Below are 20,397 nucleotides of genomic sequence, written 5' to 3'. Positions count from 1 at the left end.
GCAGCACCTACAAAATTAAGGAGTCAGGAGCCAGAAGCCAGAGAAGTGAGGGGAAAGGAGTGAGGGAGTAAACCTTCTCCTGACTTCTGACTCCTGGATTCCGACTTCTATTTTCCAGGTCAGAAATTAAGCACCAGAAGTTAGAAGAAAACGCTAAATTCCTGGTAGTTCTGTTGTTAGCGATCGCCTGGTTTAACCAGAATAGTGGCGGTTAAATATAAAGAGGCAGGTTTGCTGGACATTGCCTCTTGGGTAGTTGAAACAGTTATGCGTGGTTCGCTAAATTTCTCTGAGTCGAACGTTTCTTTACAGACGGATAATAGCTCTGCATCAATAAAATACTGGCTGACCTGGTTTGGAATCATGGTTGGTTGCCTGTTTGCCTCCGCGGCGGTGCCCGCACGGGCGGCAGAGCGTGTTTACATTACCTATGGCATTCTGGAGCGATCCGTGTCGGTATCTGCTCTGGAAGAATATGCCAGGAATGGCACGATGGATGAAAACATCGCTGTCTATGCCCAGTATGCCGATCCCGCAGAGCTAGAACAGGTCCGGAATGTTTTGAAATCACGGGCTGATCTCAGCCCAATTGCCCTTGCTCAGTTTTTGTACAGTCCTCAGGGCGAGGAGTTGCTGAAGCGGGTTGGACAGGTGATTCAGCCAGAGTCGCGGGAGTCTGGGCAGCAGTTCATTCGGGCAGCAGTGCTGCTGGCATCAACCGATCCCGAAGGGTTGACGGTGCTCAATTTTCTACGCAAGTTTCCAAGTAAGGGCTTACGGGTCAATATCAAGCAGGGATTGGGGATCGCTGCCACTCTTGAGAAGTTGGTCAACCAGACTAAGCGAGCAACCACCATCATTACGCAACGGTCGGGGGAAGAACAGCAGGCTGATGGTGCGATCGCCTTCGGTGGGTTAGAAGATCCCCGGCTCCCTGGTCCTTACTTTCCCAAGAAGCAAACCATAACTCTGGTGGATAGCAGCCGTAAAAGTGTGGCGAATTCCCCCGAACCAGAACCCTCCCAGACTCGCCTGACTCCCGCCGCACTGGCTGGGCGTGTGATTCCGGTTGATCTTTATCTGCCTGAACGCATCCTGCCCGAACCTCCTGGCCCCGCACCCGTTGTTGTCATTTCTCATGGGTTGGGATCGGACCGCAATACATTTACCTACCTGGCTCGACATCTGGCTTCCCAGGGTTTTGCCGTACTGGTGCCTGAGCATCCCGGTAGTAATTTAAAACAGTTGGAAGCCCTGGTACGTGGAATTGTCAGCGAAGTTGCAGAGCCAACCGAGTTTGTTGACCGCCCACTCGATGTTACCTACCTGCTGAATGAAATCGAACGGCAGGCAGCGAGTGACCTCACCCTGAAAGGAAGGCTAAACCTGGAAAAGGTGGGGGTGATTGGCCACTCGTTTGGTGGCTACACTGCCCTGGCTCTGGGAGGAGCTCCGATTAATGTGAAACAACTGCAATCGGAATGCCAGGATCTGGAAAATACCTTCAATCTGTCCCTACTGCTTCAATGTCGGGCGGGGGCGCTGCCTCTGGGTCAGTTTCAGACCGCGCTACAGGATAGCCGAATTAAGGCAGTAATTGCGTTGAACCCAATTACCAGCGCGGTTTTCGGTCAAGATGGGCTGGGTCAAATTCAGGTGCCTACGATGATTATGACGGGGAATGCTGATACAGTTGCTCCAGCGCTGTTGGAACAGATTAAGCCCTTTACCTGGCTCACCACTTCGGATCGCTACCTGGTCATGATGGATGGCGGCACTCACTTTTCTGCCATTGGCGGGTTTGATTCTGCAATGAGTGGCGTTTCGTTGCCAGTAGAGGTTGTGGGTCCAAATCCGGCGATCGCCCGCCGTTATATTAATGCTCTCAGTCTGGCATTTTTTAAAACCTACATTGCTGGAGATCAAACCTATCAGCCTTACCTCAGTGCCTCCTACAGTAACGTTCTGAGTGAACCCTTTATGCCCTTGAGTTTGGTAAAAAGGTTGACCGCAGAGCAACTGGCTCAGACGAAAACAGGAGGCGATCGCAGGCTCTCAAAGCCCCTTAGCCTGCAAGAACTCTCGCACAACGTCCTTCACATCCCGTAGCTCACCTTCAACCTGGTAGTTTAGCTGCCGCATTTCATCGGCAGAAATTCTACCTGCCAGTGAAGCGATCGCCGCTCGTAGTTGAGGGTACTTTTCCAGCGTTTCCTGCCGGACAATGGGAGCTGCTTCATAGGGTGGAAAGTAGCGTTTGTCATCTTGCAACACCACTAAACCCAGACGGGCAATTTGACCATCGGTCGAGTTTCCGGCAATCAGGTCTACCTGTTTCTGAATCAAAGCCCGGTAAATTAACCCCAAATCCATAATCTGCGGTGGACGGGAGAATTGAAGGTTGTAAACCGTGGCAAGCCCAGGAAAACCATCCTCCCGTTCCAGAAATTCATAGCCAAATCCACCCCGCCACTGGGGGGTGTACTGTGCTGCCTGGGAAAGGGTCTGTATATTGTAATGTCGGGCATCCTCGCCACGGATAATCATGGCAAAAGTGTTTTCAAAGCCTAGCGAAGGCAGAACTTCTAATTGAAATTGCTGGCTGTAAAGCTGTTTCAATCGCTGATAAACCGCTTCAGCATCCGGAATTGATTTCTGCTTCAGGATGCCCGTGAATGCGGTGCCGGTGTACTCGATATAGGCATCTATCTTGCCGTTGGTAATTGCCTGGTGACAAACGAAGGAACCTCCCAAACGGGGACGGCGATCAACCTTAAGCCCCGTTTTGGCTTCAATTTGCTGTGCCAGCAGTTCTCCTAAAATGTCTTGTTCCGTAAAATCTTTGGAAGCGACAATCAAATCTCCTCCGCTGCCAATCGGAGAGCGTGGAGAGCAACTGGCGATCGCAATCACCAGCACAACACTCACCCAAAAGATTGCTAAAAATCGCTTCACACGAATTTCTGATAGTCTCCTACTTCCCCACTCAATCACTCCCCAACCCCTCCGCTCCCTGGCCGCCCAGTAGATCAAAACAAAAGTTTTGAAGGGGGTGAAGGGGGTAAAACCCCCTTCTGGGGGCGAAGCCCCCACTCCCCCATGTTGCAAAATTTATGACTTGCAACACCAGTGGTTCACCAAAGGAATTTTTCCGGGTTATCTAAACCCGGAAAAACAAATTTGGAGGGTTTTGAAGGGTTTGTCACCCTTCAAAATCTGCCTGGCAGACCACTAGTGGTTCACCAAGGAACTTTGCCTGGTTATCTAAACTCAGAAAAATAAATTTACGGAGTTCTGAAGGATTGCAAACCCTTCAAAATCTGCATGGCTGACTCCTAGCTCCCTAGTCTTTCGCTATGCCTGCTAAATAACAGTGTAGTTGATCAACACGTAGATTCACCAGGATTTAACTGTTGCAAAAGTTTAAACTTGCGCGTTTTCCCCATCTCAAGACCTGCCAGTGAGGAGGCACTATAGTTCTGACCCTCGCTGACTATCAGGATTGACATTGATGAAGCTGGTTGAACTGATGACTCCAATTTCTGGTTACTGTGTCACCGAGCAACTCTACATCAGCTCAAGAACCATCATTTACCGCGCTATCCGAGAGGATGATCAGCAACCTGTTGTGATTAAACTGCTGAAGCAGGAGTATCCCACTTTTAATAATCTCGTTCAGTTTCGCAACCAGTACACCATCGCCAAGAGCCTGAATCTGCCTGGAGTGATACGGCCCTATAGTTTAGAGAATTTCCGCAACGGTTATCTCCTGGTGATGGAAGACTTTGGCGGTATTTCTCTTAGAGATTACATTCAAACGCAGCCGCTGGATGTGCCCTCTTTCCTGGAGATCGCTATTCAACTTGCGACCACTCTCGAAGGTCTATATCGCCATCGGGTTATCCACAAAGACATTAAACCAGCCAACATTCTGATTCACCCCACGACGAAGCAGGTCAAGTTAATTGACTTCAGCATCGCTTCCCTTCTACCCAAGGAAACGCAATCTTTAATGAACCCTAATGTTCTGGAAGGAACCCTGGCCTATTTATCTCCTGAGCAAACTGGGCGCATGAACCGGGGAATTGACTACCGCACTGACTTTTACTCCCTGGGTGTTACCTTCTTTGAATTACTCACCCAACAGCTCCCCTTTGAATCCGACGATCCAATGGAGCTGGTCTACTACCATATCGCCAAACAGCCCCCGTCAGTTCATCATCTAAACCCAGCAATTCCTTCAGCCCTTTCTGAGATTGTCCACAAACTGATGGCAAAGAATGCTGAAGACCGCTACCAGAGTGCCCTAGGCTTAAAGCACGACCTGGAAATCTGTCGCCAGCAATGGAACGAAACGGAAACCATTGTCCCCTTTACTCTAGGGAAGCATGACATTTGCGATCGCTTCGCCATTCCAGAGAAACTCTACGGTCGAAAAGAGGAAGTGGCTGCTCTGCTGGCAGCGTTTGAGCGAGTGGCAGGAAGAGGGGAAGGAGAGGGAGAAATGGGGAGGGGGGAAACACCTAACCCTACTCCCCACTCCAAAAGCGAACTTCTTCTGGTTACAGGCTTCTCTGGCATTGGCAAAACCGCAGTCGTCAACGAAATCCATAAACCGATCGCCCTGCGTCGGGGCTACTTCATCCGGGGCAAATTCGATCAGCTTCAGCGCAACATTCCTTTTTCTGCCTTTGTGCAGGCATTTCGCGATTTGATGAGGCAGTTGCTGACCGAAAGCGATGCTGACATTGAGCGATGGAAATTCAAGATTCTGCGAGCTTTAGGCGAAAACGGACAGGTGATTGTAGAGGTCATTCCAGAACTGGAAAGCATTATTGGCCCCCAACCTGTTGCCCCGGCGTTATTAGGTGCAGCAGCCCAAAATCGCTTTCACTTCCTGTTTCAGAAATTCATTAAAGTCTTTGCCACGCTCGCTCATCCGCTGGTCATTTTCTTGGATGATTTACAGTGGGCGGATTCTGCATCGCTCAAACTGATGCACCTGCTTATAAGTGACACTGAAAGCCAGCATCTTCTCCTGATCGGGGCATACCGGGATAACGAAGTTTCACCCGCCCATCCATTGATGTTGACGGTGGAGGAGATTCGGCAGGCAGGAACCCTGATCAGTGAAATCGCCCTTGATCCTCTCCAGCTCTTGGATCTGAATCACCTGATTGCCGACACTTTCCACAGTTCTCTAGAACAAACCCTGCCCCTATCTCAGTTGATCTATCAAAAAACTAAGGGCAATCCATTTTTCATCAACCAATTCCTCAAATCCCTCTACGAGGAACATCTCATCACCTTTGATGCAGCCAATGGTTGCTGGCAATACAATTTGTCGCAAATCAAGGCCCTGTCGTTTACGGATGATGTGGTGGAATTTGTCGGAGGTCAATTGCAAAAATTGTCTCTCACCACTCAAGCGGTGCTTAAGCTCGCTGCCTGTATTGGAAATCAGTTTGATCTGGCTACATTGGCTATCATTTGCCATCAATCTGAGGCAAAAACATTTGCTGACCTCTGGGAAGCGCTTGAGGAAGGTTTAATTCTGCCCATAGGTGAGGGCTACAAACGGTTCCAGGCCGAACAGTCAGCAGGAAACCTGGATTCTGACTTCGAGCCTTCTCCAATGACCCTTGCGGTGGATGTGGAGGCTTCACCTGCTGAATCTTGCTCTTACAAATTTCTCCACGATCGCGTTCAGCAAGCAGCCTATACATTAATCCCAGAGGAGCAGAAGCGAGCCACCCATTTGAAAATTGGTCAACAGCTATTAGCCAATACGCCAGAAGCCGAGCGTGAAGAAAAGATTTTTGAAATTGTGAACCAGTTGAATTATGGGATGGGGTTTGGTTCCCAGTCCCTTTTGTCTTTACTGTTCAGTGGACAAAATTCTGTGGATGCAATCTCCCAAATCCATGAACTGGAGCCCACAAAGAAAGAAGAACTGGCTCAATTAAATCTGTGCGCTGGACAAAAAGCAAAGGCTGCGACTGCCTACGTCACCGCAATGAACTACCTTGCAGTCGGAATTAGTCTCTTGCAGACCGACTGCTGGCAAAGCCAGTATGACCTGGCTCTGGCACTATACGAATCTGCTGCAGAAGCTGCCTACCTCTGTGGTGAATTTGAACAGATGGAATTCCTGGCTGAAACCCTCCTGACCCAGGCACACACCCTGCTGGATAAGGTGAAGGTTTACGAAATCAAAATTCAGGCGTATACCTCCCAGAACCGGCTTTTGGAGGCGATCGCGATCGCCCGTCAGGCACTAGACCAGTTTGGTATTCACTTTCCAGAAGAACCCACTCCAGCCCATATTCAACAAGCCCTTCAGGAAACAGCGGCGCTCGTTGCTGAGGCGCCCCCTGAGGAACTCAGCCATTTGCCAGCGATGGCCGATTTGGACAAACTGGCCGTAATGCGTCTGGTATCGAGTGCCATTCCATCGATTTACCTAGCTGCTCCCATGCTGTTTCCGCTTGTCATTCTGGCCCAGGTTAAGGCATCGCTTCAGCATGGCAATGCGCCAGAATCTGCCTTCTTTTATGCTAGCTATGGAATCCTTCTTGCCAACATTCTGCAAGACATTTCGACATCCGATCAGTTCGGTCAATTGGGGCTTAATCTGGTTTCTAAATCCAATTCCAAAGAAATCAAAACACGCACCTATTTTGTTCTAGGCGCTTTCATTGTTCACGGTAAATCTCACATAAAGGAAACCCTGCCATTTTTGCTGGAAGGTTATCAAGCCGGACTGGAAGCGGGAAACTTGGAATTTGTTGGCTACTGCATTAAAGATATTTGTCAGTACTCCTATTTGATTGGACGTGAACTCAGCCACCTGGAAAAAGAAATTAGTGCTTACAGTCATATTCTTTCCTCCTTCAAGCAAACTACTACTTTGAACTATTGCCAGATTTATTGGCAAGCAGTTTTAAACCTTCTAGGAAGGGTTAAAAACCCCTGCATTCTATCAGGTGAAGTCTATGATGAAGCACAAGCCCTTCCCCTATTACTGGCGGCGAATGACATTACCGGGTTACATTATTTCTATCTACATCGACTGATTCTTTGTTATATCTTTAGAGATATTGATCAGGCATTAGAAAATGCTGCAAAATCCAGAGAATTTCTGACAGGAGGGACCGGATTTGCAACCGTGCCCATCTTTTATTTTTATGATTCACTCACAGCGTTGGCTGCCAGTTCTAAAACACAGTCAATGGATAAGTTGTTAGCCTGTGTAGAGGAAAATCAATCCAGGCTAAAACACTGGGCGCATCATGCTCCTATGAACTATCTCCATAAGTTTTTCCTGGTCGAAGCTGAACGATATCGAGTATTGGGTCAAACCACAGAAGCCATCGAATATTACGATCGCGCCATCGCCGAAGCGGACAAAAATGGTTATCTGAATGACCGGGCGTTGGCCTATGAATTAGCGGCTAAGTTCTATTTAGCCTGGGGCAAAGAGAAGATTGCCCAGGTTTACCTGGCTGATGCTTACTACAGTTATGCTCGCTGGGGAGCCGTTGCCAAAATTAATGACCTGGAAAACCAGTATCCTCAACTTCTAAACTCAATTCTCAGTCAAGAGAAATTTGCTTACCAAACAGAGAGATTTTCCACAACCTATACGTCACTTGCCAGCAGCAGCGCCAGTCTTTCCTATGCTTTAGATCTGGCAACGATTCTCAAAGCCTCACAGGCGCTTTCGAGTGAAATTCAGTGGGAACATTTACTTTCAACCCTAATCCAGGTTTTGATCGAAAATGCTGGAGCTGAAAAGTGTGTTCTCGTGATAGCGGAAAATAAAGAATGGGTAGTTGTCACCCAGTCTGTTGATAAGAATGTACTGCAAACCCCATTTGAAAACGCTGGCAAAATCGTCCCAAAATCCATCATCAACTATGTTTCTCGAACTTCAGAAACAGTGGTATTAGATGATGCCAGAACTGAAACAGCGTTTATTACCGATTCCTACATTCTATCGCAGCAACCTAAAAGTACTTTGTGTACTCCAATTCATAATCAGGGAAAGTTGATTGGCGTTTTATACCTGGAAAACAATCTAACCACCGGAGCCTTCACTCACGATCGCCTGGAAGTTCTCAAAATTCTTACGAGTCAGGCAGCAATTTCTCTCCAAAATGCAATTCTCTACAATACGCTGGAACAAAAAGTAGAGCAGCGAACTCACGAGCTTAATGAGAAGAATCAGAATTTATCTAAAACTTTAGCAAAACTGAAACAGACTCAAACCCAACTGATTCAAACTGAAAAAATGTCCTCTTTGGGACAAATGATCGCTGGAGTTGCCCATGAAATTAATAACCCAATTAATTTTATTTATGGTAATCTCGATCATGCGGAAGAATATTGTCGAAATTTAATTCATCTGATTCATCAATTTCAGTATTACTATCCTCAACCTCTTCCTGAAATTCAGCGCGCGATGGAGGAGATGGATTATGAATTTCTCCAGGAAGACCTGAAAAAATTGTTCCAGTCTATGCGAGTGGGTGCAGACCGAATTCGTCAGCTTGTTCTTTCTCTTCGCAATTTCTCTCGTTTAGACGAAGCTGAGATGAAACCCGTTGACATTCATGAGGGAATTGACAGCACATTGCTTATTTTGCAACACCGTTTGAAAGCCAAAAATGATTATCCGGCGATTGAAGTCATTAAGGAGTACAGCCAACTGCCAAAAGTTACCTGTTTTGCCAGCCAATTAAATCAGGTATTTATGAACATTCTGAGCAATGCGATCGATGCGCTGGAGCAGTCGTTCGCTGGTGGTTCTTCGTCGTTGGCTGCAGGTGGAACGCGAGAAGCAAATGGTCAGGAGCCAATGGTAACTCCCACCATTCGGATTAGAACAGAACTGGCTGATTCCAGGGTGATTATTCGAATTGCAGACAACGGCTCTGGAATGACAGACGAAACCAAGCAGCGGTTGTTTGACCCCTTCTTCACCACCAAACCGGTTGGTAAAGGGACGGGTTTAGGATTATCGATTAGCTATTCGATTGTGGAGAAACACGGAGGGCAACTTTATGTGGAGTCTCAGTTGGGTAAAGGAACCGAATTTGCGATCGCCATCCCCTTAATCAGGTCCGAATTTGAAATTAAGACTCTCACCCATTCGAGGTAGTTCTCCCACCCAATCCGTAGAAGCACTTAGCTGTTCATTGGACAAGGCTAAAGACCTTGTATAACAGGGCTTTGCGCTAAAGAGCTGCAAATGCAAGGGAAGAACAGTTTGCATTTTTCTCCTTCGCATTTCCTTCAAAATACTGCTGATTTAACCGTATAAACACTATGGTTTTCGTATTTATACGTAAATTGAGATTGTATTCCATACATTAACGAACCAGTGCTTCTGCTGATCCTCCCAGCAAAACTTTAAAGTTGGAAATTCTTTCAAGTCGTCATAGGCAAAACGCCTCCTGGAAAATACAGTTGTAGCTATAGCCATCAGGCTTGAGACGGGGTACGGGGGCGGAGCCTTTGACTGGGGTCCCACACATCCCCTTAAAGCCAATGTCCTAAGCAATCTGCGATGGCTACAGTTCAAGTTTGGGTTCTGTTGATTCACGGATTTTTCCCGAAAACAAGCCCATGCCACCATGACCAGCCTTGTGTTACCCATTAAAGGGCACCTAACAAGGTGAATACATTTATCATCAATTAACTGATCTGAGTGGGCAAATTTGAAAATGATGAAGAATCGAAAGTATTTGCGACAAGGAAACCTCTTTCCTCTCCGGTGTTTCGATGTTTGTAACCTATGTTTAAAGTCCATTTCAGACTAAGAGATAGCCATAATTAACTGTAAGAAGGGAAAGCGGGGGCTTCGCCCTAACCCTCATGTTGCAGATTTAGTGTTTGCAACATTAGTTACTTAGAACGCCCACTAAGACACTTGCTACTCTTACACATTTTCTTTCATTCTCTTTTAGAGCCTTTCTCAAGTCTCAGGGAAACTACTTTCTTTGCAAGGCAAAGGTTCTAGTTGGGAATGCTGGGAGACCTGATTTTCCTCACCTGGCTGTTAACAACAGTGTTAATAACTGTTAATAACAGTTTAGCCATTTATAGCGTTCACAAATCGTTTCGTTTGTGAACAAGGGGGGGAAGTGGGGGCTTCGCCCCCCGCAGGGGCGGAACCCCTGCACCCCGTTCAAATTTCAAGAAGGATCGCTATAGTTGGCGATCGCCACCTAAGTAAGAATCTTACATCAACTGAATTCAAACCACTTCCACTTTTTAGGCAAGGTTCATTCTGCCAGGAGTGTTGAAGCGAGTTTGGGCTGCAAAACAGCGAATTCAGGCCATTGATTTTGCAAATTAGGAGGATCAAACCCATGCCAATTAGCCATGTTGAAAGCAACACCTCTTCTATCTCGGAAGATGCAAGCATATTGTCAGAAGACAGAGACATTAAAGCTCAATTGTTGCAACAGCCAAACGGTTCAGAGCATTCCCAGGCTGCTGGTGTGCCACCCGCCGTTGCCTTGATGCAAATGATGACGGGTGTTTGGTTAACCCAATCCATTTATGTGGCTGCTTCTTTGGGAATTGCGGATTTGCTGAAAGACAGTGCTAAATCCGTTGACCAACTGGCACCAGCAGTTGGAGCACAAACCGCTCACCTGTATCGGGTACTGCGTGCCCTTGCCAGTTTTGGCATTTTTACTGAGGTCGCACCCCGCCAGTTTGCACTTACAGAAATGGCAGAATACCTGCGGAGTGATGTTCCTGGGTCACTTCGTCCTCTGTCAATGACCATGAGTGATGAGTGGCAATGGAATTGCTGGGGTGATTTGCTTAATATTGTCAAAACTGGACAACCAGCGATGCAAAAGCTGTACCAGGTCAATGACACATTTGAATATTTGACTCAAAAAAATCCCCAGGCCGGGGCATTGTTTGATAAGGCGATGATTGGTTGGTGTTCGGCTATTCATCTGGCCGTACTGAATGCTTACGATTTTTCTGGAATTCATAAACTGGTGGATGTGGCGGGTGGTCATGGCACCCTACTGGCCTCAATTCTGGCAAAGTACCCGCACCTGCAAGGCGTTTTGTTCGATTTGCCCCAGGTGGTTGCAGGGGCCGGATCGTTGCTAGAAAGTCGGGGTGTTGCTGACCGTTGTGAAGTCGTTGGGGGAAGCTTTTTTGAAACGATTCCAGCGGGAGGAGATGCTTACATCCTGTCGCATATTGTTCATGACTGGAGTGATGAGGATTGCATCAAGTTTCTCAGTAACATTCGCAGGGCGATCGCTCCCCACGGCAAGTTGCTCGTGGTTGAAATGGTGATTTCCTCAGGAGATACTCCCCACTTTGGCAAGTTGCTGGACGTTGAAATGATGGCGATCTTTTCAGGAGGCCGGGAGCGCACTGAAGCAGAGTATCACCAGTTATTTCAAGCAGCAGGATTTCAAATTACCCGCATTGCGCCAACCGCTTCTCCAGTCAGTGTGATTGAAGGCGTGATAGAGACCTCAATCGGTAATGCTAAAGACTACGATTCTAAACTCAGCAATCACTGCAATTTAGGCACAACCTGACGGCGTTGGTGCATCAGGAACAGGTTTCTTCAACGAGTACCATCAGGCTTCAACCTGCATGGTGCGGACGTAGCTGCGCAGCTAAATATCTGGACTTTTTAGAAAGTCTACCAGACCCATGAAAGTTACTGAGGTTAATGAACATGAGAGATGTGTTGGAGTTAATTGAACAAAAAAGACAGGAATTTATCCATTTGCCGTTTTTCAAGTTTCTGCAAGACCGCAGTATTGATTTGAAAAAGCGAGCATCGGGAATTCCATTTTGGGCTCACTTTGTTATGTCTTTTAAAGACCTGAACGCTTACGTTTTGCGGGAGGAACCCACGACTGACCCGATCCAGGCCATGATTAATCAACATACTTATGAAGACGCCAGTCATTGGGTATGGTATGTCAAGGATCTGGATGTTTTAGGAATTGATCATTCCTTGCGATTTACCGATGCACTTAGGTTTCTTTGGAGTGAAGAAACCCAAAAGGCACGTCAGCTATCCTATGACCTGCTTAGACTATGCGCTTCTCAAACAGAACCCGTTCTGCGGCTAGTCATTGTAGAGGCGATCGAGGCGACCGGAACCACCGCTCTTTCCGAAGGACTGGTGCAGTTGAGCCAGGAACTGCAAGAACTGACCCACAAGCGCCCTCTCTATTTCAGCGACCATCACCTGCGAGTGGAGACAGGGCACATTCAAGCAGGGTTAGAGAATGGTGACGAGGAACAGTTTTTTGACAGTATCCAACTAACCGATGACCAAAGAGCTAAAGCGTTTGAACTGGTTGAAACCGTGTTTGAATACTTCATCCGATTCTATAACGGGCTTCTTGCTTACTCCCAGAAGCATTCCCTGGATCGTCCTTTTCCAAAAGGGTATAGGGTACCGCAGGATGAGGTTGAATTTACCCAGTCCGCGATCGCCAGTGACCTGGATTCCATCTACCTAGAATCATACCTTCTAGCTCAACAACCCACTAGTCACAGATAACAGCAACAAAGCCAGACGATTACAGTCGTGTTTTCCAACTGTTGTTGTTTGTAGGGACGTTCCATGGAATGTCCCTTTTATTCATCAGGATTTCAATCAACTTATACCGATTTAAATGATGAACCTTGCACATCACCCCACCGCCTTCGGCACCTCCCCTTGCCAAGGGGAGGTCAGGAGGGGTCGGATTTGCCCTGTTTTCAAGTCAAATTGGTATTATCAGGCTGACTGCCTAACTCGGCTAGCAACTCGAAGCCGGTCGATTACGGGGGAATAGGAGGCCATCAGTGAACCAGGACCAGGCTCGGTTGGTGAACCGCCCTCGCCGCCAGTTAGTGCGGCAACGAACTCAGAGTCAGAACTGTATCCGCGATGACCACGGATGACTGGTTGTTGCACGGGTATCCTCAACCAGAATTCCCGCCTTACAAGCCTCCAGTAGAGACAACTGTAGCTGTAAGATAAGCACTGCAAAGGGACACCATTCGATGTCCTTTGTAACTCAGCCTTTGTAACTCAGACAGTATAAAGAAATCTGGAGGGCTACAGCCGATAATTTGCCTTGCAGGTTGAGAGAATCTTTTGGTCACCAGAGCTTAACCGTTTAATATGACGAAAACCAGACAGTTCAACTGCTGTAGCCACTGGTTTCCCTGCGGATGCAGAAACAGACTCTTTTCGCAATGCAACTGAATAGGGATAACTCACCTTTTCGTAGCTGTCCACAACTGTGAGTGCCAGTCGATCCGCCTGGAGAGTGCCATGAAAACAATCAAAGGAAGAACGAGGCATATAAAACGCACCAACCACTTTGTTTTCCTTCACCTCAAACACCAGGTAAGCGGAACCAAGCTGCTCTGCGCTGGAAGACTGCCCATAGAGATAGGTTCCACTCTTTAATGAGTGAGCTTGTTTCGGTGAAGAATGGGGATTGGAACGGTAAGGCGCATTCGGAGTGACAGGATTTTCAGGAACTTCAGCACTGTTAGCAACACTTCCTGGCATTCCAGGCGTTACCAGATGTAAGGCGAGAGTAAGGGTGACTCCAGTGAAAACTTTTTCGAGGTGACGGGAACCTGAGACAGAAGGGAATGCTTGGAAAGTCATGGTAGAAGCTCTTCTGGTGGGGGCTGGTGATGAGAGTAATATCTCGCGTTTCAAAGGATTATCTAGTGACTCAAGCCTCAGATATTTTGTGATCCTCCCACCCAATTCAGGTGATCAAGGTCACAGTTGAACTGATGTTGGACACAAAGTCTTAACGGGCGACTGTATGTATAGCTGTCGCCAAGTTGTTTAGGATATTGGCTTTAAGGGGTGTGGGGGCTTCCGCCCCCAGCCAGAGGTTCCACCCCTGCACCCCGTCCTAAGCCTGGTGGCTATCGCTATACTGCTGTTCCCAGACAAGACCAGATGGTGAGTGTTTCAGTGCTGGAGTCACCAGAATCAGCACCTGAGCCTGTGATTTTTGTCATTCCTTTGCTGCCCCTGTATCACCCGTTATCTAGTTTTCCGACACGCTGTGATGCTTTCTTCAGTCACTGGTTTTCTCCCAAAAACTCACAAGACACAGGGGATACCTGTCACCAACCTTATGGCAGAAATTCCTGATACTAAAACTTGTAAGCCCCCATTCAGAGGTAAAAATCATGGAATTAAGGTATCGCGGTAATCGTTATCAACGGAACGAGTTTTTCATGGAAGGCGTTGAAGTTTGGCAGGAGGGAATCTATCGAGGAACTCCCCATATGCTGAGGGGTTTCCATACCTCCCAACCAACGGCAACCGTTGAACTGCAATATCGCGGAATTTGCTATGCACGCTAACTATTAGCTATGCATGCTAACTATTAACGTTTTCTTTGCTTTGCTCAGTCTCTTAACTGTAGACTCAACCACCCCTTGACAACAAGGGGTTTTTTATTCAAAGAAGAGTGAGGGGTAATACCAATGTTTTATGAAGCTGTACATTATCAACCCCGGCTGTCGCCTTCCCCCTTACCAAGGGGGACTACAGAGGGTTCTGATTCTACGCATCCTCATATTGAATTGGTATAAGGTCAGTTGTTAGTTGTTGGTTGTTAAAGAGGGACGAGAAGTGAGAGGGTAGGTTGAGTGATGGAGTGATGGGATAAGGCTTCTGGACGATGGCATCAGTCTAGTGATTATTGGGTTAGAGAATGGGGAGTAGGAGGAAGCTAGACTGGTATCCGTATTCCCGTCGTGCTGTACTAGTCCCTGTCCCCTTCTTCTGTTCGATCCCTGCGCTGTCTTCTCTTCAACATTGGTAAGAAGCAGAGAGCCGCGAGTAAACCAAGGGCCAGAAAGACTGGCAGGCGATCTCCTCCCTGCAATGCATCAGAACCTGCTGCCCCTAGCCAGGTGTATGCCAGGGTTCCGGGGATGATACCAAGGAAGGTACCCAATGTGTAATGCTTGAGGCCAATTGGAGTCAGCCCAAACAGAAAATTCACCACATTGAAGGGAGAAATTGGTGCAAACCGAACTACCAGCACAAAGCTCAATGATTGACGACGAATGGATTGTTTAAACTGTGCCATTGCTGGATGGTGCCCAAAATGGCGTTCTGCCCAACTATGCAGAAAATTACGTGCCAACCAGAATGCTCCAATTGCACCGATTGTTGCCCCTATGACCGACCAGACCGTACCCCAGATCAAGCCAAATATCGCCCCACCTGCAACGGTCAGCATTGTTCCAGGTATCCCCATCACCGTTGCTGCGATATGCAGTAGGACAAAAGCAAGTGTTGCAAAGCCTCCAAAACTGTGGAGTTTCATTTTTAGCAGGGCCTGGTCGAACAGTGCCATCATTGGCGTAAAGCGGAACAACGCGTAAATGAGTAGGGCGATCGCAAGCCAGACCCCAATCCTCCGGTACCATCGAAACCAGTTCCCGCCAGAACGACCGATTCCCTGATACCATCCTTGCAGAGTAGGCTCTTTCTGCTTTAACCACTTCGAATTCAGCCCCATCCCTCTCCCACTTCAGTAATGCCCTTCATTAGCTATTACGCAGGAGAGAGCAGAATGGATGAGGATGGAGTGATGGAGAAGATGGGTGGATGAGTGGATGAGGAGGGCGTTCTAGAAACGGGGCTCTGACTCCTCGAAACCCTGGTTCCCCTCGCCCTCCTTTCCAGGATTGCCACAAAAAATTGACAAACCCTGGATGAATTTTAAGTTTTCATACCAGTTTGATTTGAAAACAGTGCAAATCCGGCCCCTCCTGACCTCCCCTTGCCACCCCCTATCACTCCTCCCCCCCTCCCCCCTCCCTAACAATTCACTACTGACGATCTCCTCACCCTATTATTCATTACCCATCCCCCCCTCTCCCCTACCTCCTCCCCGCTTCCTCCAGGCCACGGGCAGAATAGAAAGGCCGGAAAACATGGTTAGTGCCAGAACCAGTGGCAGGCGATCGCCTCCGCTTAGGGCTTGCTTGCCAGCTGCCCCCAGCCAGGCATAGGTTAGTGAAAGGGGGATGATGCCCAGGAAGGTGCCCAGCATGTAGGTTTTGAGATTAATAAGAGTCAACCCAAACAAAAAGTTGACAAGACTGAAGGGGGAGAGGGGGTGTAAAGCGAACTGCCATTACAAAGTTCAAGGGGTGGTGGGCGATCGCTCGGTTCAGTCGTTTTAGTAGGGGATGATGTCCAAAGTGGCGTTCGATCGCATCGTGGAGAGAGTAGCGCGCCAGCCAAAACGCTCCCGTTGCCCCCAGAGTTGAGCCAATAACCGACCAGACAGTGCCCCAAACCAGCCCAAAAATAGTGCCTGCTGCCACTGATAAAACGTTGCCAGGAAATCCCAGACTCGTAGCAGTAGCAAATATCAGAATGAACAGTGGAGTGCCCATCGAGCCCAGATTTCTAAAGTAGACAGTCAGCGACGACTCATCCAACAGGAGACTGATGGGACCAAGCAGGCAAACCACCAGAAACGCTAGCCCCGCCAGCGCGGTCCACAGACTGATCTTGTAACGTCTAATCTGCATGGCGTTTCATCACAACGCCCTCCAATATACCTTGAAGGCTTGATAAAGATGTATCAAAAAGATGTATCAAACCGATGAAGAAAGTTTGGTAGTCCAGCCATATTTCCAGAAAAGATGTGACATGATGGCGATCGCTAACGCACGGCAATGGCTGGAGAGTGCTGTCAATTCACTCATTCAGGGAGAAGGAGTTATGAACCGATGGACAGGCAATCGACGGATTGCAAAGGCGATGGTATTGGCAATAGGGGTTGCGATCGCAGTACCACTCCTTCAAAGCTGCTCTATGACGGCTTCCGATGGGCAATTTGCCAGCTCTCCAGTGCTTTCGCCCGTTGAAGGTAAGGCAGATTCTGCAAACGCAGCCCTCCTGAGTGCACGTCCCCCTGTCACCACCGGGCAGCGGACCTATCACATCGGCAACAGCCTCACCGATTCCATTGATGGCTGGCTAGAAGCGATCGCCCGCAGCGCAGGTTATAACCACGTCTTCCTCCGCTCTACTATCCCCGGTGCGCCAACCGACTGGAACTGGAATCATCCTGGTGAAGCGTTGGGCGAAGCAGACTACCGGGTGGTTTTTGACACAAAAGCTCCCATTGATCATCTGTCTACCCAACCCTTTGCAGGTCACAATCGCTCCCTTGAAAACGAGGCAGAATATACTGGTCGCTTTTATCGTCTGGCTCGCCAAAAAAGCCCCAACGTTCAGCTCTGGGTCTATGCCCAGTGGCCCGATAGAAACCTGGATGATCCCTGGTCCCACGCTAAGGGAAGCGTAGAAGGATTGGGTTTGAGTCCTGCAAAGACTTGGGAACAGGCCGTCATGAACCACCTGGCCTACCATGAAGCCGTTCGCCAGCGGTTAGATGACCAGAACGATGGCAATCCCGTTCTCATCGTCCCTGGTGGGCTGGGATTGGTCAATTTGAAGCGTGAAGTGGATGCAGGACGGGTTCCAGGCATCAAAGATTTTTTTGCTGAACATTTCAGTGATGAAGTTCATCTAAGCTCAAAAGGCCGCTACCTGGTTGCGCTTATCTTCTACGCCTGCATTTACATGAAAAGCCCGGTAGGAACCACGTTTGAAAAAACCGGGCTCACCGCTGAACAGGCAAAGATTTATCAACAAATTGCCTGGGACACCGTGAAGAATTACCGCTGGTCAGGTGTAAGGGAGAAGAAGGGGTAGGAGAAGAGGGAAACTAAAAACTTCATCAAACGCTCTCACTTCCGCTGCAAAACTTTTTATCATCCCCTTGCCGAAATCTAAAGCACGGTCATAATGGTGTCTTGTTTGACGGTGCTGCTGGTGGGAGGAGAATGGATTTCGGGATTCCAAATCTAATTCGAAGGCGTGCTACGAAGCTGGACTGGTTCCTTAAAGCAGTTCTGGTGGTTCTTTGTTGGGGAGCCGTGTTTTGGGCCGTAGGGGGGCGGGCGCTGACTTATCCGGTTATCAATCCGGTTGATGCTGAGATGGTTTCCAATTCGGTGCAGATTGCGCAGGCGGGGTCGATTGATGAGCTGCGAAGGCAGCAGCAGCAAATTGAACAGCAGCGATCGCAGGTTGCTAGGGAGCGCGATCGCCTTAAAAAGATGCAGACAGCCGCTGAGGGGGACCTCAAAGGGCTACAGAAAAATATCAAAGCGACTGCCGAGCAGATTAAACAAAGCGAGAACCGCCTTCAGAAGGCAATGAAGCAACTACGGGAGTTGGAGAGCACCCTGGTTAAAGCTGAACAAGCCTATCAGCAGAAGCAGTTTGCAACTGTTGCTCGGCTGCGTTTCTTGCAACGGCAGCAGATTGAGCGGGGTTGGGCTGTGTTGTTGCAAAGCCAGAACTTGAACGAATTTTTAGACCGCCGCCGCCAGCTTAAGTTGGTCTACGAAACAGATCGGCAGATGTTGAAAAGACTTAAAAAGGAAGCCGATCGCATTGAGCAGCAGCGTAATCAGGTTGAGCAGAAGAAAAATGAAATTTCCCTATTGACCCAGCAACTTCTGGCACAAAAGTCAGACTTTGAAGCCCAGGCAGATTCTCAAAAAAGCTTAATTGAGCGGTTGAAGACTGACCGCATAGCCCTGGAAGCGGCTGAAGCTCAATTAGCCAGAGACTCCCAAACCATTACTCAGTTGATCAGGCAACGGATTCCCGGAGGTACGGCTTATCGTGGAACCGGGCAAATGCTCATGCCCTGTGTGGGCGAGATTACCAGTGGGTTTGGCTGGCGTACCCATCCTATTCTGGGATATGAGCGGTTCCATGCCGGACTGGACATCGGCGCAGATTACGGCACCACTATTTATGCAGCCGACAGCGGCACAGTTATTTTTGCTGGCTGGTATGGTGGCTATGGCAACGCAGTGATTATCGACCACGGAGGCGGCATTACCAGTTTGTATGCCCACAGCAGCGAACTGTACGTATCTGAAGGTCAGACTGTTCAACGGGGAGCCGCGATCGCTGCGGTTGGTTCTAGTGGCCTTTCTACTGGACCTCACCTGCACTTTGAAGTCCGTGAGAATGGCGAACCAATTGATCCATTGGCATACCTGTAATCCTTTACAGGCCCTACTCCTTCTAGTTGTCCATCCCCTCATTCTTCTCCCGTGTTATACTCTCACAAGTACGAGGGCATGTAGCTCAGTGGATAGAGCATCAGATTCCGGTTCTGAGGGTCGGGGGTTCGAATCCCTCCATGCTCGTAGCATTGACCAGAACCATCATTTCATAAATTCTACGGGGGACGGGAGAGCGTTGGTTTTGCGATTTTCAGGAAACTCCAGCTTGATCGGATTGGGAGGTTCACCTGGCATCAAGTAGCGGTTTCCCCAACCACCATTCACATCTTCTGAGCGTATGGGTGGAGGGTTGATTTTTCCGGTAGGAAGGGCGATCGCTACTTTCTGGGTCGATTGCAAATAGCGGCGATTGTCAACCGTTGTCAGCAAAACCCCGTTTTCCAGCGTTTTACCCTGCGCTCTCAATTGCTGATCTAATTTCAGAAGATGGTTTGAACGGGAATCCACAACGTGGGTTGCCAGAAACACAACCTTTGATTCTGGCTTCAGGGCAATTTTGAGTCTGGGCTGATCCAGTTGCCATGCCTCCTGGTAGCGACCATCCTGAGCAGCTTTCCAGAGATTCAGCGAAGCCTGCCATTTTCCCTGATTCACCTCCACTGCTTGATACGCCAGGATGGAATAGGTTGGCTTCGGGTTCAGTTCACGCGATGCCCGGTTAGAGGGATAGAGATAGCGGATAGCGGCCACCCGGATCTGGCTCCGATTCGGCAGATTGGTGGTACCGGTGAGCACATAGGTTCCCGGTGCAGCAGGTTTAACTTGAAACTGTAACTCTGCCTCCGATGCCTGCTTCTGTTCTGGTAACTGCAACAGTCTGGAGCAACTACCCGTCCCTAATAGCAATGTCAGCCCTAACCCAGCTCTCCAACACTTCACCACACGTCCTACAGGGAAAGCATACTGTTTATTTTTGGTAGGGGAAAAGTGATAACCCAAATTCGAGCAACCGGTTCTACAAAGATTGTCTAAATTCAGCATGGCAAACGAAGCAGTCTGATAACGGATAGTCAACCACTGCAACCCTGAAACTAGTACAGCTTGACCTAAGCCTGGCTAACATTCCCGGCTTCTGACTCCTGACTCCTAACTCCTGATAAGCCTGTTGCCAAGCTACCACAGCCAAATAACCCGCTCCAATAGCTCTACAAGAAATTCATCCAGGTAATTTTCCAACTCCAACAGGCAAATGCAGGGGAACGCTTATCATATATTTGCTGTTCG

Annotated in this window: 14 protein-coding genes and 1 tRNA gene; 8 read left to right on the top strand and 7 right to left on the bottom strand. The window is 48.5% G+C overall.

Going from position 1 to position 20,397, the window contains the following annotated elements:
• Positions 1–176 precede the first annotated feature (176 nt).
• Positions 177–365, bottom strand: coding sequence for a hypothetical protein (locus P4D80_RS10030; protein WP_421658995.1), 189 nt, complete (start codon positions 363–365; stop codon positions 177–179).
• On the opposite strand from P4D80_RS10030, the gene P4D80_RS10025 reads away from it, so the two are divergent.
• Positions 364–2,109 carry an alpha/beta hydrolase gene (locus tag P4D80_RS10025; protein WP_421658994.1) on the top strand — a complete coding sequence of 582 codons (1,746 nt, stop codon included), beginning with the start codon at positions 364–366 and terminating at the stop codon, positions 2,107–2,109. The genes P4D80_RS10030 and P4D80_RS10025 overlap by 2 nt on opposite strands.
• On the opposite strand, the gene P4D80_RS10020 is transcribed toward P4D80_RS10025, so the two are convergent.
• Positions 2,056–2,955 carry a glycine betaine ABC transporter substrate-binding protein gene (locus tag P4D80_RS10020; protein WP_421658993.1) on the bottom strand — a complete coding sequence of 300 codons (900 nt, stop codon included), beginning with the start codon at positions 2,953–2,955 and terminating at the stop codon, positions 2,056–2,058. The genes P4D80_RS10025 and P4D80_RS10020 overlap by 54 nt on opposite strands.
• 556 nt (positions 2,956–3,511) lie before the next feature.
• On the opposite strand from P4D80_RS10020, the gene P4D80_RS10015 reads away from it, so the two are divergent.
• The 3 genes from P4D80_RS10015 to P4D80_RS10005 all read left to right on the top strand — a co-directional run bounded on the left by P4D80_RS10015 (position 3,512) and on the right by P4D80_RS10005 (position 12,568).
• On the top strand, positions 3,512–9,163 hold the full coding sequence (locus P4D80_RS10015; RefSeq protein ID WP_421658992.1) for a trifunctional serine/threonine-protein kinase/ATP-binding protein/sensor histidine kinase: 5,652 nt from the start codon (positions 3,512–3,514) through the stop codon (positions 9,161–9,163).
• Positions 9,164–10,376: 1,213 nt separating this feature from the next.
• Positions 10,377–11,585, top strand: coding sequence for a methyltransferase (locus P4D80_RS10010; RefSeq protein WP_421658991.1), 1,209 nt, complete (start codon positions 10,377–10,379; stop codon positions 11,583–11,585).
• A 137-nt stretch (positions 11,586–11,722) separates the two neighbouring features.
• Positions 11,723–12,568, top strand: a complete 846-nt coding sequence (locus P4D80_RS10005; protein ID WP_421658990.1) for a hypothetical protein — start codon at positions 11,723–11,725, stop codon at positions 12,566–12,568.
• Between the two features lie 543 nt (positions 12,569–13,111).
• Here P4D80_RS10005 and P4D80_RS10000 read toward each other — a convergent pair.
• A complete protein-coding gene (locus tag P4D80_RS10000; RefSeq protein WP_421658989.1) occupies positions 13,112–13,675 on the bottom strand; it encodes a hypothetical protein in 564 nt (187 codons plus the stop codon).
• Positions 13,676–14,217: 542 nt separating this feature from the next.
• Between P4D80_RS10000 and P4D80_RS09995 the strand changes: the two genes are divergently transcribed.
• Positions 14,218–14,394, top strand: coding sequence for a DUF4278 domain-containing protein (locus tag P4D80_RS09995; protein WP_421658988.1), 177 nt, complete (start codon positions 14,218–14,220; stop codon positions 14,392–14,394).
• A gap of 404 nt (positions 14,395–14,798) precedes the next feature.
• Here the strand turns inward: P4D80_RS09995 and P4D80_RS09990 are convergent, their stop codons facing one another.
• The 3 genes from P4D80_RS09990 to P4D80_RS09980 all read right to left on the bottom strand — a co-directional run bounded on the left by P4D80_RS09990 (position 14,799) and on the right by P4D80_RS09980 (position 16,587).
• A complete protein-coding gene (locus tag P4D80_RS09990; RefSeq protein ID WP_421658987.1) occupies positions 14,799–15,563 on the bottom strand; it encodes a TVP38/TMEM64 family protein in 765 nt (254 codons plus the stop codon).
• Between the two features lie 336 nt (positions 15,564–15,899).
• The gene (locus tag P4D80_RS09985; protein WP_421658986.1) at positions 15,900–16,127 is read right to left on the bottom strand and encodes a hypothetical protein; all 228 of its coding nucleotides are present in this window, start codon (positions 16,125–16,127) and stop codon (positions 15,900–15,902) included.
• Positions 16,114–16,587 carry a TVP38/TMEM64 family protein gene (locus P4D80_RS09980; protein WP_421658985.1) on the bottom strand — a complete coding sequence of 158 codons (474 nt, stop codon included), beginning with the start codon at positions 16,585–16,587 and terminating at the stop codon, positions 16,114–16,116. Before P4D80_RS09980 ends, P4D80_RS09985 begins: the two co-directional genes overlap by 14 nt.
• 61 nt (positions 16,588–16,648) lie before the next feature.
• Between P4D80_RS09980 and P4D80_RS09975 the strand changes: the two genes are divergently transcribed.
• From P4D80_RS09975 to P4D80_RS09965, 3 genes are all read left to right on the top strand, one after another.
• Positions 16,649–17,779, top strand: coding sequence for a hypothetical protein (locus P4D80_RS09975; RefSeq protein WP_421658984.1), 1,131 nt, complete (start codon positions 16,649–16,651; stop codon positions 17,777–17,779).
• A gap of 203 nt (positions 17,780–17,982) precedes the next feature.
• The gene (locus P4D80_RS09970) at positions 17,983–19,149 is read left to right on the top strand and encodes a murein hydrolase activator EnvC family protein (protein WP_421658983.1); all 1,167 of its coding nucleotides are present in this window, start codon (positions 17,983–17,985) and stop codon (positions 19,147–19,149) included.
• Positions 19,150–19,223: 74 nt separating this feature from the next.
• Positions 19,224–19,296 (top strand) — tRNA-Arg (locus tag P4D80_RS09965).
• Positions 19,297–19,314: 18 nt separating this feature from the next.
• Here the strand turns inward: P4D80_RS09965 and P4D80_RS09960 are convergent.
• A complete protein-coding gene (locus P4D80_RS09960) occupies positions 19,315–20,052 on the bottom strand; it encodes a hypothetical protein (RefSeq protein WP_421658982.1) in 738 nt (245 codons plus the stop codon).
• Positions 20,053–20,397: the final 345 nt, after the last annotated feature.

This window comes from Leptothermofonsia sp. ETS-13, assembly GCF_049200465.1.
In the GTDB taxonomy this organism is placed as follows: Bacteria; Cyanobacteriota; Cyanobacteriia; order Leptolyngbyales; family Leptolyngbyaceae; genus Leptothermofonsia.
This window is presented reverse-complemented; position numbering and strand designations above follow the sequence as displayed.